We start from the raw sequence: 17,731 nt of genomic DNA, 5'->3' as shown, positions 1-17,731 counted from the left end.
TCCTCACCTCCTTTCAAGTGAAAATAAAAAAGCCTTACTTATTAGTAGACTTTGGTTTCAACTTATTATTTTCTTCTATTAACTTTTGGTTTTCCGCTTCTAACTCGATTACGCGGGCCAGATAAATGTTTTTGTCTTTGTTGGCTATGCTTAGTTGTTCTTCCACAACTTTTGCGTACATTTCTGCACTAGCTGTTATTTTCACTGTTAATCCCCTTTTCTATTTTGTTTAATATTTCTTCAATTTTAGTTAATCTATCTTCCGTTTTTGTTCTGTATTCTTTATATTCAGTAACGTGTTCTTTTAATGCAGCCATATTAATGGAGCCCATTCCATATACATCAACACCAGTTCGATTTTTATCTGTCAATTGTGATGGAGCATCATCAGCTATAACGCCATAGTGAATATTGATATCGTTTGTCGTTAGTAATTCATCATCTTCTTTACGTTCGGCACGTCTTTTATAAAGTTCTTCCATATCAGATTTATAATAGTATTCTTTTATTTCAGCTTGCATAACAACGTCTAAGGCACTAAATTGTAAATCTTTAATTCCTGTTTTTAGTTTTCTTTGTGAAGAGTTTCGGAATGCAGCAGCTGCTATACCTTTTGGGCCAGAACCACTTGCATTTTTAACTTGAAAATCTCCGTCCCACCCATCATCACTACATAACATTGACTTATACATGGTTAAATGTGAACCGCCATCCTCAGCAATCCATTCGTTCTTATAGTTTTTATTATAGTTACGAAAATAAATTGCATGAGTTGACAACATTGAAGATTCATTTTTTTCAGGATTATCGAGTACAATCGTTGGTCTCCATCCCATACTTGAGTCATATGTTTGAGCAGTAATGTTTTTATTTTGACCCCTGTCATTTAAAACAAACATTCTACCATTATATGACCCAGCATCATTACCATTGTTAAAAACCATTCCCCAAGACGCGACACTTACAGAATTTGCTTCACTGCCGTCTTCCTTGTATCCTTTACTATAAAAAAGTCCCTTTTCTAAACCTGTAACAATTTTTTTCGCCCATGTGTTAGACTCACTTGGAGTTACAAAACCTTGCGTAAATAGTCGTCCATTCGACATCTCAGTAAAGTTATTATTATCTTTTGGATCTTTTGCTCTAATAGTGATACCTTCTAGCAATTTACCAGCAATACTTTCTGTTGTAACAGCACCTTTTAAATTAATGCGCTTTGCTTCAATTGTAATCTGTTCAGCAGTTTGGTTAATACTTGAAATGATATTACCAACTCTAACTGTGCTCAGAATGTCTTTTTCAGTTACACTGATACGAGATTCCATTGTTTTAACATATGCATCAGTCGCATACTTACCATCACTTTCAGTACGGGTATAGACTTCTGTTTTCTTGGCTGAAAGGTTGATACCTTCTTCATTAACTGTAAATCTATTATCTATCTCAGTAATTTTCTTGTTGTAATCAGCGGTTGCTACTTTTTCAGCTAAGTCAGAAATGATTTTATCTTTATCAACAATATCATTTGGATTTTCGACATAAGTACTTGCTTTATTTCCTTTTTGTAGCATTGGATGTGCTAACCAAAATGTACCGTTTTGAAGGACATATGCTCTTAACCCTACAGAAGCTGCTTCAGGTGGAGCTACTTTTGTAAATTCTTGTCTTGTCCAAGTGTCATTACTTATAGTGAAATCATAGGTACCAGCTGAAAATTGAGTACCATCGCTTTTCCAAAACACAGCAACCATTCTGATTTTCTTATTGTAGTGTTCTTCTATATTTTTAGTCATAAAATATGCTGAAACAACGACTTCTTCTCCTGCTTGAATAGGAATCCTATTAGAAGTAAAACTGTTATAAGCTGGACTTGTTTCACCGCTAACAGTCAATTTCATACTGAAATCACCTAAATATGTTGTACTTGTATCTACAACCGCTGGAAATTTAGCTCCAAGCCCCCAATATTTTGTCCCTTGTATAAATCTGGAGTTTCTAATTAAATTTACATTTCCAACTCCACTTACATAATTTTCAACATCTTTTATCTTAACAGTTAGATTTAGTGCATTTGAATGTTGTTCGATTGTTGAATTTGCTTGTTCTATTGCTTTTCTTTGTGATGTTTGTACTTCTTTAATTTCACTAATATTTTGCGAAATTCCCTCAGCACTTTTTTCTACAGTTGTAATACGCTCGCTAAATGTGTTTTGATCACTTTCAATCTTTGTTATATTTTCTTTTATGCCATCAACAGTTTCTTCTACTGTGTTTATTTTGTTTGTAATAGTTTCATTGGTTTTATTTAACGATTCAATAGAACGATTAAATCCTTCTGTTGTTTGTTCTACTGTTGTCATTCGTTTGCTAACATTACCTTGTTCGTTTTGTACGTCTGTCATCGTTCGATTAACAAGATCAACAGTTTCTTTTACTTCATTGTATTTTCCATTTACTTCTTTCTGAACAGCTTCTACTTTTTCATTAAGCTCTGCTTTTGCTTCTTCTACATCTGGAACAATTACATCCCATGTTGTTCCGTTCCACTTCTTTAGAACACCAGGCTTACCTTTCGAAGTGTCTAACCACAGCGATTTACCAGGCTCAAGGTTAGCTGTTGGTTCCGTATTGCTTTCGATGATTGTAGTTTGAAAGTTCTTTTGGTTCTCTTTTACTAACTCAGCAAGTTTCTTTGCTGCTTCACTTTCTTCTTTTGCTTCTTCTGCTTTTTTATCTGTTATGGCGTTTATTCGGTCAGTATACTTATTGGATTCCTCTAATAGCCTTTGATCTAATTCTTTTACTACAGAAAGAATATCAGCCGTCCATTTCTTTTGTTCTTCCGTTCTATCCACAAGTTCATCTCGTTTATTACTAAACTCATAATTATTTGGTGTCTGCTCATATGGGTAGCGGGTACGCTTTACTACACGTACATCAAAATCCATATTGTACTTATGATGTTGAAGGATTGCTTTATCTCCAACCTTTGGCTCATTCGAATCATCAAAGTTTGCTTCTTTATGGTCCACAGTAATAGAAACAACCGGAATATCATTTATAGCCTCTTCACAACGTTTCTTTGCTGTTTCTTTATCTTTAATTTTGTCATCTTCAATATTTTCAGCTTGCCTATATCGAATTAGTTCCGGCATTTTGTATTTCAATGGTGATTCATAATAATACGTAAATTGCTGACCTCCCCCCTCTTCTTCTGAAGGTGTATGTCCAAGTAATAAAACAGAGAAGCAACAATTTCTATCATCTGTTGTTTTCTTAATGGCATTAACGTTATAGCCAAACTTATATAACTTGTCTGTCGTTTTACCGATTCTATCCGCGAAGATAACAATCATATTATCGAATATACATTCAATATCAAAGCGTTCTAGCACTTTACGAATCATTTTCATCCTAGCTTCGCCACCGAAGTTATCGAACTGTAATTGAATTTGTTTTGAGCAACGATTGATGTATTTGAAGTTACTCCCCTCAAATGTATGTGATAATGCTTCCTCTATAGAAAAGTAACCGGAAACCTTTTTTTCTTGTGTTTGTAAAGATAGTTCGGCACCAACTTGTATCGCGTCACAATCTTTAAATCCAAGTTCATCTTGTTGGTTGACTAAAATAATATAGTACTGCCCTTCAAAGATAAGTAGGTTTCTATCTTCCACATATGGATAAACACGCTTGTTCATCTCTGTATCTGGAACTTCGAAACGAATAGAGGACGGTTCGTTCTTGCCCTCTATTACCTCAAAAAGTTTCATATCAACTAAATGAAATTGTTCACCCGTTGATAACTGTTCAATCTTAGGCCTTTCCACTCGCCTCATACTACCAACCCACTTCTAATACATTGATTTGATTATTGTGATTAGAGCCAACTTGCGAGAAAGCGCCCCCTTTAATAATCACATTATTAATAATGCTATCTTGTAAATTTTCTACTCGTAATGTTCTAACTTGGACATTTGAAAGAATGGATCTAAATACTTTTTTATTACCATTATCAATAGCTAATTCACCTATGTGGATATCAGCACGGGAATCCCAACCATTTTTATTGTTGTATTTGACCATTCCACCATTTAGGGCCCAATCAAGGGTGAAGTAATTCCACACTCCATCTTCCCAACATTCCTGGATATCTGGATTGTTAATTTTAACCCCAAAACCATAATCTGTTGCAATTCCTTTCGAAAATGATCTAATAACAGGATTGGAAATTCTGACATTCTGATATTGTGGCGCATTATCTCCTTCTTTTGATTTGAACCAAATGCCACGCGATGTTTCTTTACTTTTACCATTGCGAATATTTACGCCTTCAATTGTGAAATCACCACAAGTATCATTAAGAATTTGGAATACTAACCCGTGACCAATATCATTACCAATTACCTTTTCTGTTTTGAAATAAGACATATTATTCAACAATCCAAGTTCTTCCAATACGTTTTCACCTTGTGCGTTATAAGTGATATTTTTATGAATTACTTTGTAAACGGGACCAATTTCTACTAAACCTTTTTTTACATTTTTTAATTTAAGACTCACAGTTACATTGTCGCATGGTGTATTATCATAAGGCTTTGTATTTTGGTTCGTAAGCGTGTTTTTATCATTGAATACATAAATACCTACCGTTGCACCTGTCGATGTTGTGGCTGTACAATCCACGGCTTCTATGTCTATTTCTGAATCTTTCACAGCATTAAGAGCGATGTATGATTGTGATTCACCGCCATTCATAATTTTTGTATCTACTTTTACATCTTGGCAATGAGATAACACAAATGCTTTTGCATCTTTTGTCTTTTTAAAATCGAATACTCCACCTTTGAATACGATACTTCTCGTTTTATCATATCCGCCTATGTTAACTGTATCTTTATTTGTAAAGAACGTTGTGCTTCCTGTCTTTAAATTAAAAACAGCATTCGGATCTGCACGAATGCTAATGTTACTTGGGATTTCTAAATCGCCAATTGTATATATTCCTGCTGGCACATCTAACGTTTTTCCAGCTGATTCATTTAAGGCTTTTTGGAATGCTGCATTATCGTTTCCGTAATAATTGACACTGTTATATGGAATCATCGCTCTAATTGCGGCATCCAATGAAGAATGAGTACTTTTCACGTTCAATACTTCTTGTTTGATGTCATCATAAGCACCTTCAAAAGCTAATGACTTCCACTCTGTTCCTAAACGTAAAAATAAACGTTTCATTGTCTTGTCTATTGCAAGGGCTGAAACATCCGTTTTACTGTTAGAAACAAAAAAACCAACTCCATCAGTGCTTCCTGGTGGCATTCCTTTTGCTCCTACTGTATATCTGAAAAATCCTGATTTACCTATTAATTCATTAGTATCTGTCACTGATAAAGCAAGACCTGTATTGTCAGTTACTTTAACTTGTTGAAAGATATCTGTATTATCAAGTTTAGTTTTTATCTTCTGATTAAAATCATATAAAGTTTTTTCGCCTAATCGCGCTGCCACTACCTCATCAAAATTTGATGGATTTGCGGCTAAAAAATCAGAGATCAGTTTTTTAACTGCGTTTAAAGTATTTGTATCACCATTTGCTATTAGTGATTGTAAGTTTGTAACATCAGTAGCTTCTTTTTCTGTTAAATTTAAAAGAGCTTGTTGAACCGTATTAATAAATTTGTTGTTGTTCAAAAGCTCTAAATATACGTTATCTATTTCTAAATTCAATTCTTTCCGTTCATCAGCAGATATAAGGGTATTTATATAATACTTTCTTGATAAACTCATTACATTCGCTCCTTTCTATAAATAATAGAATCTCGTATTTACTTCACACCAATGGAACGTAGATGATTCAATTTTTATTTGGTTTATACCGGGAACAAGGTGTATCTCTCCTGCATCAGCATGTCGTACCAAATTACGACCATATTCATCTTCTATATGGAGCCCTTTTATAACAATGATTCCCTGTGATACTGCACCAGGATTGTAAATAGTCAATGAATCATTTGTAGTGAAGTTAGTAATCTTTAAATAGCGTGGATCACATTTAATGCGCCATGTTATATCATGCTGTGATGGGTTAATTTCCATGGAACCAATGTTTTTAAGATAAAATATTTTATCTTTGAATGTGTAATCGTACTTATCATCCCATTCTAAACCCATGCCCCAAGCAAATTTATTAGTATCCCATTCCTTCGCATCTAGTGATGTAAAGATACTTTCTCCGAAACCATCAGGTATAGAAAACTCAACAATAATTTCAAATAATAAAGAACCAGGTGGACGGTTAATTTTCATATTTTCATACTCAACACGTCGTCGTATGCCTGGTTCCCTTGAATAAATAATATAAAAATCTTCTAATCTACCAAATAAAGCATATAGTTCATTTCTTTTTTCATATACTCCCTCAATATCTCCTGTATCCACAAGAACCCTTAATTGACACCCTCGCTCTGTATAGCTTTTATTGTAATGACGAACACCAAACTGTCCTTTTATTTTCATCTTGTCTGATTCTTTTTGAGGTGGATCTACTGTTAATTCTAAAGTTTCTACATTGTAATCTTTTTTAAGGGAGCAAGTTTGTCCATTCTTAAATAAAATTATTGTATCTGGCATTTACTATTGCCCCCTTTTTAGAAAGTTTATATTATCCTCACGAATAGTTTCTTTTCGTACAACTCGCTGTACTGTACGACCATCAACAACGATAGGCTGATCTACAGTAACTTGTACAACTATTTCTTTTGGAGTTGAATCCATACCTGGCATTCCTGCATATGAAACATTCATTCCACGCATTGCACCTTCATTAAGTGATTGTATATTACTAGCCATCGTCCGATTCATATTAGCAACTAATTCTTTAATTGTGCCCGTGATACCAAGCGATTTCTCTCTTGATGACAGCGGCGTAACAGATACCTTGTTCCCCTTCTTAGTGAATAACTCTGGGCCAGCTTCACCAGCTATGAATTGACCATCTCCAAGAACATGACCACCTGTAGCCAACATTGGAACATGTGGAATTTTCGGTGCATCAACACCAGGTATTTTATTTAATAGATCAGCTGGTGTATTAAAGCCATCAATAAATACATTAATCATGTTAATAATTCCATTTATTGCAGACTTAATTCCACTTTTAACACCGTCCCATACGCCAAGTACGACTGACTTCATTCCCTTAAATGCACTTTCGACCGCACCAGTAACCCAACGGACAGGACCCATAATTGCTTCTTTTAGGCCTTCCCAAATTGATGATGCTGTGGATTTAATACCTTCCCAAATACTAGAAAGTGTTGATTTAATTCCATTCCATATATTATCGCTTGTACTACTAATCCAATTCCACACAGTTGAAATAACATTTTTGATTCCATCGAAAATACTTGTTGCCGTAGAAACAATGCCATTCCATAATCCGGTTAAGAAACCAATGATTTCATTCCACACTGCACTTGTTGTTGAACTAATTGTGTTCCATGCTGATATGATGAAATTCTTTATAGATTCAAAAATTGGTGTAACAAAACCAACAAGTCCATTCCAAACTGATGATAAGAAATCTGTAATGGCTTGCCATACTGCACTTGTAGTAGAACTGATTGTATTCCAAGTATCCACAATAAATTGTTTTACACTTTCAAAAATAGGAGTAGCAAAATACAAAATCGCTGTCCAAATCGCCTGTAGATACTGTGCAATGAAATTCCAAACAGTTTGTATAACAGTTGAAATTCCGTTCCAAATCATTGAAAAGAAATCAGCTATACCTTGAAGAATTGGTGTTAAGAACTCAACAATACCATTCCATATGCTCATAAAGAATTCTGATATGGTTGTCCATGCTTGAATAAAGAAATCGCGAATTCCATTTACAGCAGATGTAAATATTTCTACAATGCCATTCCAAAGTTCAGTAAAGAAATCCTTAATTCCATTCCAAACATTCATCGTGACTTCTACGACTTTACCCCAAATATCCGAAGCTGTATCCACAATTCCTTTCCACAAGTTAGCAAGAAATTCGATAATTGAATTCCATATATCAATTGTCTTTTGTTTAATAGAATCCCAATTTTTAACGATTGCAACGACCAATGCTACAACTGCTGCAATAATAATTGGAACAATTGCAACTATCCCCCACATTACGCCAGTGGCAACACCAAATGCACCAGCAAGCACACCGACTACGCTAGATAACGTTATAAATATTGGTGCTAATGCTAATATGGCCCCAGATATAATGCCAATTACTGTAGCAATAGCTGCTAATGTTGCTGCTAATTTAGGATTTTTCGAAATCCATTCAGCTAATTTACTAATTACATTCGTAATAATTTCTAAAACTGGTTCGAGTGCCATCTTTAAATCAGCGAATGCTTGTTGTAATTTAACAGTTGGAGAAGCATCTAATTTAGAAGTTGCATTGTGTAGATCATCTACACCTTTTTTTAAATCAACTTGTTTCCCTTCAGCTTTAAGAATAGTATCAATAACTTTCTTCCCTTGATCTTCCCACATTGTACCGAACATTTTTGTCCCAAGCTGATTTCTTACAGTTGCATCCTCTACATCAGCTAAAGCTTTAGTTGCAGCAAGCATGGCTTGTTGACCTTTTTCTCCACCGCCAGCAATTGCTTGACCCCAACCTTCAAATTGTTCAGCAGAAATATTCGTCTTTGATATGATTTCTTGCATGGATTTATCAAGACCATTACCAAAATCGGCCATCTGAATACGACCTTCTTTAACTCCGTCCAAAAGGTTATCGATATTCCAGCTTTTCGTATCAATGCCAGCTTCCATAATAGCTTGGACCTCTTTAGCTGAAAAACCCGCTTGAATCATCTGGTCTCCATATTCAGAAATGATATCTAATTGTTCGGGAGGGAATCCAACTTTTAAAAGGTGATTAACTAGACCTAGCGCTTCTTCATTAGTTATCCCTAACGTTGCACCAATTTCATTTGTTTCCTGTATCAACTCATTAAAATCAATACCAGCATAACTTGAAGCAATAGTTGCTGCACCTTTAACCACAGCTGCATTCGTTTCGTCAGAAGCATCTTTATTTAACGCCCATTGTCTACGAACACCTTCAAGCGCTTCTTCCCCATCAAGTCCATATGCTTCGATACCTCTCACAGCTTCTTCTACTGACTTTTTAGATGACTCAGGTACATCAAAAGATATATCAATTTTTGTTTTCAATTTAGATGTATCTAGTGCTGTTTCAATAGCCTTTCCTAAACCGCCACCAGCAACCGCTGCCCCTAGCATATTTTCTAAATCAATATCAAGCTCCTTGAACTTCTTCCCTGCATGTTCAGCTTCTTGAGAAAGTTTAGCTAGATCTTTCTTAACATTTTCTACAGAATTTCCATCATCAATTGTTGCAAGAATCTGCTTCATTTTTTCCAAGTCAGTTCTTGTCCCTAATGCTTCCACACCGATTTTATTAATTGCATCATCAAGCTGTTTAGATGATGCTGTTCCACTTTTAATAGCATTGACAAGCCTACCGCCTAAAACACTAGCAAAATTGTCTACGCTTGTTCCTGTGGCTTGAAATAGTGTTTCTAGTTGTCTTGTGGAAGTAGCTATACGACCTTCTTCGGCTTCCATCTCTTTCATGGAGTTTTGTAAGCTTTTTAGATGGTTTTCGGTTGCGATTACTTCACGATTGAATGCCCTATATTGTTCTGGTGATATCTTGCCTTCTGCAAACTTCTGATTGATCTGTGTTTGTGCTTCTTTCAGCTTATTTAACTTTTCTGTTGTTACTGTTACTTGTTCCGCTAACAATTGTTGCTTCTGTGCTAGTAATTCCGTATTTCCAGGATTAAATTTTAATCCACGCTCAACTTGTTTAAGTTCCTGTGTTAAAGCAACAGATTGTTTAGTAACATCTTTAAGGGCATTCCCTAATTTCGTTGTATCCGCTCCTAGAGAAATCGTAATACCACGGATGGATTTGTCCATATATTCACCACCTTTTTATAAAAAATAAAAATGACCACCATTTTGTATAGGTAGTCATCTTTAGAATGAATCGTAATCTTTTTGATTAGCTTTTCTCACTTTTTCTTTTTGCGGATTCTGCAATTCAATATATTCACTAATGTAATCAAGGCACATGCCAATAGTCATTTCGTCTAAATCTGAACTTGTAAGCTTGCATTTATAACACAAAGCAAGGAACATCTCAGTGGTAAATCCCTCACCATCATCAGTCCCCTGCTCATCACTTACATCTTTTTTTTAGATTGCATAGAAGCCATTAACATATCTTGAATTTCCGGAATGATTTCATAAATTGGGAACTCATCAAATGTATCGAGCCAAGTAATTGGATCAGGAATTGTTGGATCTGCTGTTTTGGCTAATACATAAGTAAAGTTATAGAAAACATCCATATCTAATAAACTAAAATCCATATTATCTAAATCATTCATATCTACATTCATTAGCGGATATAGTTTCATTAGTTCTGAAAAGTAATCCTTTCCAAATTGCGCTTTATATCGCTTAGGAGTTCCACCTGTGCTTTTTAATCGAACTTGTTTACCATCTACTACAATCGTTTTTTCCATCTAATTACGCTCCTTTTGGTGCTTTTACATATACTTTTTTGTACCAATTTTCATAAATCGCTTGCGTTGTTTTAGAAGTTGTTTTTGTTTTAACCATGCGTTTTCCATTGAGATCAATAGGACTAGATACAAATTTCAACTCATTTGTATTAGGCTCTGCAGAATTCGTTTTTGATTTAGATGCAAGAGTTGGACGACTTGCTGAACAGTTATACATAACATGACGTGTTGCGTTCACATCACCATCAAATTCAAATAATAATGCGAAAGGCTTACTTTTTGCATCTGCCAATTCGTTTAATACACCATCTTCTTCATCTAATTGCTCCCCTAATGCATCAATTGCAAATTGATCTGGCATTCTGGCAATTGATAATGTTCCATCATAGCCCTGGTTATTACTTGCAGAATAATAAAGCATGTCATCTGCATAAAATTCAATTAAGTCGCCTCGTGGATCAAACGTTAATTCAACCGCACCTGGCATTACAATTGGCGTTCCAAACGTAACTACATTATCTTTCACATCGTATAGTGCATAATGAACGTTTTTCAAACCAAATGTTACTTTATTTTCATTCACTTAAATCAACCTCACTTCATAAAATTTTTGAAATAATTTCTCAGATTCAATAAACGTCTCAAATGGGGATTCATAAGGAATCTCATGTTCATCTAAGACGTTTTTAAGATTGGCTTCTGCAACCAAATCTTTTTTAATTGTGTAAAGCTCAATATTGATATCATTTATTTCGTGATAGACCTTATTGTCAGCCATCATGTTGGATGAGCCGTCCACAAGGATACAAATATACGGTGGCATTTGTGCTGTTGTGAAATGCGAATAAGCCACAGGATAACCTGTAGCTTTCAAAATGTTTAATAGTTCTGCTAATGTCATTCCCGTATCGCCCTTTCAACGCGATCTGTAAATTCAGAGATGGCTTTCTGTTCTTCTGGTCCAATATGCGGAAATGTCCGCGATCGGCCAGTACCACCAGCAATTACATGTCCACGCTCGAGTAAATGTGTAAGTTGATGTTTTTTGTTATAAACAACCCATACACCATTTACTTTCTTACGTGTCCACCCCTTACGGTAATCACCAGATTTATCATCAAAGCCACCTGCTGTTTTTAAATTATTTACAGATTCTTTCGTTACATCATCAGCTGCCTGTTCTACTTTTTCTTCTACTTCTCTTGTATATAGCTCTACTTGTCTAGCGATTTCATTAGCTAAGTCATCAACACTAACCATAATACTTCACCCCATCTTTTCCATAGCTATGATGGTTAATGTTTTATTCTCCTCATTATCATTTATCGGTGGTTCAATAATGTCAAAGATACGCCCCTTTAAATTAATCCGCATCTCTTCTGTAATTCCCAAAGTATAGGGGATAATGAACCTATAAATTAGTGTTACTTGTGAAGCCGAAGCGGCAATATATTCTGATCCTTTTAATGTTTTTATCATAGTCCAAGCTTTTTTAAATTCTTTCCAATCTATTTCAACAACTTGGTCAAGATCATCTTTTATTGTTACAGGCTGTTCAATAATGATTTTATTTCTAAAATCTCCTGTGTTTAATGGCTGTTTATATTGAAAAGGACGCATATTATTCACCGTCCACTTTAATTTCTTCTAACGCTTTTTCAATGCTAAGACTATTAATCTGACTTAAAAAATTCTTGTCAAAATACTCTAGTGCATCATTATAAACATAACGAGAGCGTTCAAAGACTAACTCCTTGAACACCTCGTCATCATTAATGTCATAATCTCCACAGACTTTGATTAAAGCTTTATTAGATGTAGAAAGGATACGTCTTAGGTTATCGTCTTCATCATCACCTAGTCGCATCCTATCTTTGAATTGCTGTAATAATTCAGTTGAAATTACTGTATTCATTCACATCACCCTTAGCTTGCTGGAGTTTTAGGAACGAAAGAAATCTTTAAATCATAAACAAGAGCTGCTTTATTATCTTTTGGTTTACCATTAGCAAACTGTTTGATTGTATAAAGTGTAGCATCTTCAATCGCTAATGTCTGATCGAACTTTTTAAGCTTGTATCCACCTGCAATTGCTGCAAGGTATTGACCTTGTACAAAAAATAGCGCCTTTCCTACTGGAACCTCTTCTGATTCTACGGTTTGAATGTTATAAGGTAATGCCATCACCCATTGACCATTTGCAGTTTGAATTGTATTTCGTGCTTGTACTCCAATAGCATCCACAGGATTGACAACCATCACAATTTTATTTAATACTTTGCGAGATTTTCCTTTTCCATCAACAGATAAAGCTTTTACCACTTCATAAAGCTCCCCAGCAATTACTTCACCATGTTCAGAAGGAGCAAATGTTAATGTACCGGATGGTTTTTTATCAGTAACTGCGCCCGTTGACGGATTTACATCCTTCATTAAACCTACAGGTTGATGCGCTACTGATCCGCCACCATTTACAAAACCAAACTCTAAACCAACAGAATAAGACTCAACTAATAATGTTCGAACATAACGTTCAACCCACTCTGGCCCAAGTTCTAACATATCGTTTGGAATAGCTGCGAATGCAGTTAATTTAAGTTGACCAATTTTCTCTTCTCTAAACGCTGCGTTAACTTGTCCTCTAATTTCACCGAACAATTCGCCCCATGCATACGCTTTTGTTGCATCAGAATAAATGAACTTTGTAACTGCCCCTAAATCTTGTAGTCCTAAAGCATCAAGCAATGGATGTTCTTTAACTAAGTCTTCAAATACATGTTCTTGCGTAGTTACTGGAAGAATTGAACCGTCTTTAAATCCTCCTTCTTGTACAACAGCATTAAAGAATTTTGTTTCTGCTGCCGTTAATACGTTTTGACCTCGTTGTTGAAGAATAGAACGATCTAACATTTCATCATTTACTTGATTACGAACTGTATTAATCACATCTGTTTGCATTGCATCAAAGAAATTTTCAAAGGCTGCCGTTTGTTCTTGTTCTGTGCTTTCTGCATTGGTTAAAGCATCTGTTAATTTTGCTTTCGCTTTATTAAATGCTTCAGATTTATTAAATTTAATTACCATTATGTGTTTCCCCCATTTTTTATAATTTTAAAAAGAGCCCTTTAATCCCGCTGTTTTTTACAGGTGCAGGACTAGGCTCTTTTGATTGATTCTTATACTGATTTAATTCATTTTGCATTGATTGCATTTGAGCTTTTAATTGTGCAAGCTCCTCATTCGTGTTGTCTTCCACAGTTGTTGCAGTAGTAGTGGCAAAGCCGATTTCAACAGCTTCGTTTGCACTAAACCAGGTTTCCTCATTGACCATATTACGAATTTCTTCACGTTCAATATTTGCCCGTGTCATGTAAATATCTATGATGCCATCCTCTAATTTCTCTAGCATATCAGCTTCTTTTCTCATAAACGTTTTACTGCCCCATACAACTGTAGAGGCCTCATGGATCATCAACATCGATCCAGCTCCCATGATTAATTCATCTGCTGCCATCGCTATCACAGATGCCGCTGAACAGGCCCATCCATCTACATGGATTTTAACCTTTCCTTTATGCGACTTTAGACGATTGTATATAGCAATCCCATCAAAAGCACTACCGCCAGGGGAATTAAGATGAATAACTAAATCGTTATTTCCTGCTGCTTTCAAAGCACTATCAATATCAGCTGCAGAAGTAGATTCCCACCACCACGATTCACCAATGTCTCCGTAAATAGTCAATTCACTAACTCCATTATCTTCATCATGGACTACAGCAAAATTATGTGGTATGTTTGCTAACTGCTCATTGTACTTTTGATTCTTAAAACCAAATTTACGTTTCATCTGTTTCATTTGTATTCTCACCTCCTTCACTTGCGTTAGTTTCAGCATAGTTTTTCGTAATATAATGTTTGTTCAAGTTCGGATCATTTGAAATATCATATCCTACTTCCAATCTAAGCTCATTACCTGTGAAAACACTGGAAGAAATAAGCTTATCAATGCTTGTCGCAAGATCAAATATACTTTGATAAGAAACAGCTTTAACCTCAATCTTCTGTCCTTCAAGATACTCATTCATTTCAAAGAATTTCACATTCGCTTCATCTGACATCTTTTTTAATAATGGATTTACTGTGAAAAGCATATAATTTTTCGTTTGCTTTTCTACATCGGCCATCTCTCCATATAGCAAAGCTGTCGGAATACCAATAGCCATTGCAACTTGATTCAAAAAGCCATTAGTTACTTTGTTGATTTCATCCACACTCTGGCCGGAATTCCCTCCGCCTGACGTTTCAGCATATTTGAATCCCGGTTGTTGTGGAATGATAGCAACATCTTTTTCGCCAATAGCTTTATACATGTTATCAATGAATTCTTGAAGCTTTGCTTGATGTTCTTTACTTTTTGCAGCAAGCATGTCCATATCAACTGTTCCACGAATTTGATTTTTACGCTTTTGTGAGCTTAATATTCTACCGAATAAATCACCATAATCAGCAAATAGTCCATCAATTAACGGTGATAATTTATCATTGCGATATTTTAAATGAATGACTTCACTTTGCTTAAAGCTTCTTTTAAACTGATAATCTTTTACTGTGACATTTGTAAAAGTATCTTCAAAAACAGCGTATTCATTATGTTCAAAATCATCCGCAATAAGTAAATCACCATCATCAGCTTGTATAATTAACGCTTCATTATCATAAATGAGCTTGTAAATATACTTTTCCCAAAAGGTACTTGCTGTCATATTCTTATTCGGCCTAACATTTAATCGATAATACAACTCATTCTTTTCAAATTCTTCATCGTTTTTTACTCTAAATTCTGATTGACTAATTGTTCTTCCTAAAAAGGATATACATGTATCAATTGCTAATCGTTTCATGTGGACTCTGTTTGCCTTTTCAATAAATAATTCCACATCAAACATAAATCCTAATTCACTATTTCTTTTAAATACCGCATCTAGCCATCCAATGGTTATCACCCCCTTTACTAGAATTTAATATCGCCTATGATGAAATCAACTTCATCTTCAAGAATATTATCCGCTTGCCATAGAGCATGAATAAAGGCTTGGAATCCATCCGTTTTCCTTTTGAATTCATCTTTCTTCAGATATTCTTTGTTACCGTCTTTTTTGATGTGGACGTAGACGTTGTTGGTGTACCAACGCATTAATGGATTATCTCCAAAAATAATACGGTTATTAGCAAATAACGTTTCGACCCTTGGTGCTAACAAAGAATGAATTGCTTTTGGATTACGAATATATAGCAATATGAAACCTTCAGCTTCAAGTGCTGTTTTAACAAGATCAAGACGGAATGTATCGGCTACTATTGTATTAAACCCATATATCTCACGCATTTTTACAAACCAATCTACAATGTGAGAGATATTAATAACTGGTTCATCTAGAATAGTGAGCAATCCTTGTTCTTCCCATTCCTGGATAGGAGCTTTTAATTTAACTTTGTCCAAGAATCCTTTACGGACAAAAGAATGAGTTTTCCAAATGTAATTTTCACCCTGTTTAAACAGTAAGCCGACCGATGCGAAGTCTTTGATGCTGGCGAAGTCGAGGCCGCCCACAGCTGTTTTATGTCTTAAATCTGGAATTTCTCTAAGTGTTTCTCCATCTTCTTCAAAACCAGTACGCATTATTTCTTCCCATGAAGCTACAGACTTTGTTAAATCTGTTTCTGGATAGTTCATACGTTTTGTTATGAATTCTTCCCGATTAGATGGATTGTTTGCTAACTGTTTATATTGAGTTAATACCTTTTTAAATAACCCTTTAGCATATGAGCTTCTTGGTTCACTAAACATCGGATTAGCTTTTTCCCACACATCAGGATTATCAATTTCTTCTGGATCATCAATCTTACAAATAAAAGGAAACAATGGATCCTCTAAATCCTTTCCTTTTAGAATGTTCATTGCTCGCTCTTTCGTCTTGTCTAAGAATCCATCCCGAACAAAACCATCTGTACCAATAAAAAATTCTCTAGCATTTGGCACTTTTCCAAGTCCACTAGAGAATACATTTACTACATCAAAGTTTTCATATCGATGTATTTCATCGTAAATAACACATCCATCACGAAGTCCATCTTTAGAACTCGCATTAGATGTATGATATTGCATAACGCTTTTTGTATCATTACCAAGGATTTCAACCTTAGTACGATAAAACATGTCTTCTAATACTTCTTTACCTTCAATTGCATCATATACTTCACGAAAAGAAACTTTTGCTTGCTTCTCGTTGTTGGCCACAATCGAAACATTGTAGCGATCTATTCCGTGTAGTGGACTAATAAAGAAATGGCATAAAGATGAAATCAAACCATTTTTACCACCACCACGAGCCATCATAATTAAAAATTGCTCGTAAAAAACAGAATCATCTTCTTTATAAAAAAGAAAGACAAATGCTGTTAGGAATTTTTGAAATGGCTGCAATTCAAAATACCATTTCTCAGTGAATTTTATATAGTCCTCATGCATTTCATTATCGAAATACAAATCATCACGTATTAAAATGTATTTCTCCAGGTACTCCATTAGCATTATGCGCTCTTTATTTAGCTTAATTTTCCCTGTCCGATACATTTCAATATATTCATCAACGTATTGATTTTGAATCATGTTAAATCTTTAACTGAGCGCGTAGTTTTTTGAGGAACATTACTTACTTCAGCGGATGCTTCCAAACCAAGCGCGCCTAAAATTTTTATCATTCGGTCATTGGTTTTATGTAAATCATTGATAGAAGGATTGGATTTTGGGCCATGCATACCAGATACTTTTATTCCTGTATCTTGAATATCATCGATAAGATCACACTTCAAATCCCACAATGATAAGTAGTCTTGAACTAAGTCTTCATAATGATATCCGATGATTTTTTTCTTTTTTAATTGAGTGCATAAATCCTTTTCAATTTGTTTCCTCAATGATTCTCGGTTCATTGTAGCCACTATATCCCCTCCTTCCTAATTTACAGTAGTTCCCAATTTAATATAACGCGCGAAAATGCTCGTGAATTTGGAAAATCGACCCCCTCCCCGGTGCCCAGCTCATCGAA

General features: G+C 35.1%; 16 protein-coding genes. All 16 read right to left on the bottom strand.

Going from position 1 to position 17,731, the window contains the following annotated elements:
* Positions 1–34: 34 nt before the first annotated feature.
* Positions 35–205, bottom strand: a complete 171-nt coding sequence (locus BR72_RS26545) for a hypothetical protein (protein ID WP_156107970.1) — start codon at positions 203–205, stop codon at positions 35–37.
* Positions 189–3,839 carry a phage tail protein gene (locus BR72_RS25085; RefSeq protein ID WP_051957382.1) on the bottom strand — a complete coding sequence of 1,217 codons (3,651 nt, stop codon included), beginning with the start codon at positions 3,837–3,839 and terminating at the stop codon, positions 189–191. Before BR72_RS25085 ends, BR72_RS26545 begins: the two co-directional genes overlap by 17 nt.
* Position 3,840: 1 nt before the next feature.
* A complete protein-coding gene (locus BR72_RS21520) occupies positions 3,841–5,790 on the bottom strand; it encodes a hypothetical protein (RefSeq protein WP_035436821.1) in 1,950 nt (649 codons plus the stop codon).
* Positions 5,791–5,805: 15 nt separating this feature from the next.
* The gene (locus BR72_RS21515; protein WP_035436818.1) at positions 5,806–6,633 is read right to left on the bottom strand and encodes a phage tail domain-containing protein; all 828 of its coding nucleotides are present in this window, start codon (positions 6,631–6,633) and stop codon (positions 5,806–5,808) included.
* Positions 6,634–6,636: 3 nt separating this feature from the next.
* A complete protein-coding gene (locus tag BR72_RS21510; RefSeq protein WP_035436815.1) occupies positions 6,637–10,008 on the bottom strand; it encodes a membrane protein in 3,372 nt (1,123 codons plus the stop codon).
* A gap of 266 nt (positions 10,009–10,274) precedes the next feature.
* Positions 10,275–10,619, bottom strand: coding sequence for a hypothetical protein (locus BR72_RS21505; protein ID WP_035436812.1), 345 nt, complete (start codon positions 10,617–10,619; stop codon positions 10,275–10,277).
* Between the two features lie 4 nt (positions 10,620–10,623).
* Positions 10,624–11,202: a major tail protein gene (locus BR72_RS21500; protein WP_035436810.1), complete on the bottom strand. Its 579-nt coding sequence runs from the start codon at positions 11,200–11,202 to the stop codon at positions 10,624–10,626.
* Positions 11,203–11,520: a hypothetical protein gene (locus BR72_RS21495; protein WP_035436806.1), complete on the bottom strand. Its 318-nt coding sequence runs from the start codon at positions 11,518–11,520 to the stop codon at positions 11,203–11,205.
* The gene (locus tag BR72_RS21490; RefSeq protein ID WP_035436804.1) at positions 11,517–11,879 is read right to left on the bottom strand and encodes a hypothetical protein; all 363 of its coding nucleotides are present in this window, start codon (positions 11,877–11,879) and stop codon (positions 11,517–11,519) included. The genes BR72_RS21495 and BR72_RS21490 overlap by 4 nt, the downstream gene beginning before the upstream one ends.
* Before the next feature lie 6 nt (positions 11,880–11,885).
* Positions 11,886–12,239, bottom strand: coding sequence for a phage head closure protein (locus tag BR72_RS21485; RefSeq protein ID WP_035436802.1), 354 nt, complete (start codon positions 12,237–12,239; stop codon positions 11,886–11,888).
* Position 12,240: 1 nt separating this feature from the next.
* Entirely contained in the window at positions 12,241–12,534 is a 294-nt protein-coding gene (locus tag BR72_RS21480; protein ID WP_035436800.1) for a hypothetical protein, read from the bottom strand.
* A gap of 11 nt (positions 12,535–12,545) precedes the next feature.
* Positions 12,546–13,703, bottom strand: coding sequence for a phage major capsid protein (locus BR72_RS21475; RefSeq protein ID WP_035436798.1), 1,158 nt, complete (start codon positions 13,701–13,703; stop codon positions 12,546–12,548).
* 19 nt (positions 13,704–13,722) lie between these two features.
* Complete coding sequence (locus BR72_RS21470; protein ID WP_035436795.1) at positions 13,723–14,478, bottom strand: head maturation protease, ClpP-related; 756 nt, start codon at positions 14,476–14,478, stop codon at positions 13,723–13,725.
* A complete protein-coding gene (locus BR72_RS21465; protein ID WP_035436792.1) occupies positions 14,459–15,625 on the bottom strand; it encodes a phage portal protein in 1,167 nt (388 codons plus the stop codon). The genes BR72_RS21470 and BR72_RS21465 overlap by 20 nt, the downstream gene beginning before the upstream one ends.
* Before the next feature lie 8 nt (positions 15,626–15,633).
* A complete protein-coding gene (locus BR72_RS21460; RefSeq protein ID WP_035436789.1) occupies positions 15,634–17,292 on the bottom strand; it encodes a terminase TerL endonuclease subunit in 1,659 nt (552 codons plus the stop codon).
* Positions 17,289–17,615 (bottom strand): P27 family phage terminase small subunit, encoded by a 327-nt coding sequence (locus BR72_RS21455; protein WP_442852851.1) that lies wholly within the window; start codon positions 17,613–17,615, stop codon positions 17,289–17,291. The genes BR72_RS21460 and BR72_RS21455 overlap by 4 nt, the downstream gene beginning before the upstream one ends.
* Positions 17,616–17,731: the final 116 nt, after the last annotated feature.

Origin of the sequence: Bacillus sp. UNC322MFChir4.1, from assembly GCF_000746135.1 — a bacterium.
GTDB lineage: Bacteria > Bacillota > Bacilli > Bacillales > Bacillaceae_G > Bacillus_A.
Note: the sequence above shows the minus strand (reverse complement) of the source record. Positions and strands in the feature narration are given on the sequence as shown.

Excerpts from the sequence above, each read along its gene's own strand:
- BR72_RS21510 (WP_035436815.1), bottom strand. The coding sequence starts at position 10,008 with ATGGACAAATCCATCCGTGGTATTACGATTTCTCTAGGAGCGGATACA.
- BR72_RS21470 (WP_035436795.1), bottom strand. The coding sequence starts at position 14,478 with ATGAAACAGATGAAACGTAAATTTGGTTTTAAGAATCAAAAGTACAAT.
- BR72_RS25085 (WP_051957382.1), bottom strand. The coding sequence starts at position 3,839 with ATGAGGCGAGTGGAAAGGCCTAAGATTGAACAGTTATCAACGGGTGAA.
- BR72_RS21515 (WP_035436818.1), bottom strand. The coding sequence starts at position 6,633 with ATGCCAGATACAATAATTTTATTTAAGAATGGACAAACTTGCTCCCTT.
- BR72_RS21475 (WP_035436798.1), bottom strand. The coding sequence starts at position 13,703 with ATGGTAATTAAATTTAATAAATCTGAAGCATTTAATAAAGCGAAAGCA.
- BR72_RS21505 (WP_035436812.1), bottom strand. The coding sequence starts at position 10,619 with ATGGAAAAAACGATTGTAGTAGATGGTAAACAAGTTCGATTAAAAAGC.
- BR72_RS21480 (WP_035436800.1), bottom strand. The coding sequence starts at position 12,534 with ATGAATACAGTAATTTCAACTGAATTATTACAGCAATTCAAAGATAGG.
- BR72_RS21455 (WP_442852851.1), bottom strand. The coding sequence starts at position 17,615 with ATGAACCGAGAATCATTGAGGAAACAAATTGAAAAGGATTTATGCACT.
- BR72_RS21485 (WP_035436802.1), bottom strand. The coding sequence starts at position 12,239 with ATGCGTCCTTTTCAATATAAACAGCCATTAAACACAGGAGATTTTAGA.
- BR72_RS21490 (WP_035436804.1), bottom strand. The coding sequence starts at position 11,879 with ATGGTTAGTGTTGATGACTTAGCTAATGAAATCGCTAGACAAGTAGAG.
- BR72_RS21495 (WP_035436806.1), bottom strand. The coding sequence starts at position 11,520 with ATGACATTAGCAGAACTATTAAACATTTTGAAAGCTACAGGTTATCCT.
- BR72_RS21520 (WP_035436821.1), bottom strand. The coding sequence starts at position 5,790 with ATGAGTTTATCAAGAAAGTATTATATAAATACCCTTATATCTGCTGAT.
- BR72_RS21460 (WP_035436789.1), bottom strand. The coding sequence starts at position 17,292 with ATGATTCAAAATCAATACGTTGATGAATATATTGAAATGTATCGGACA.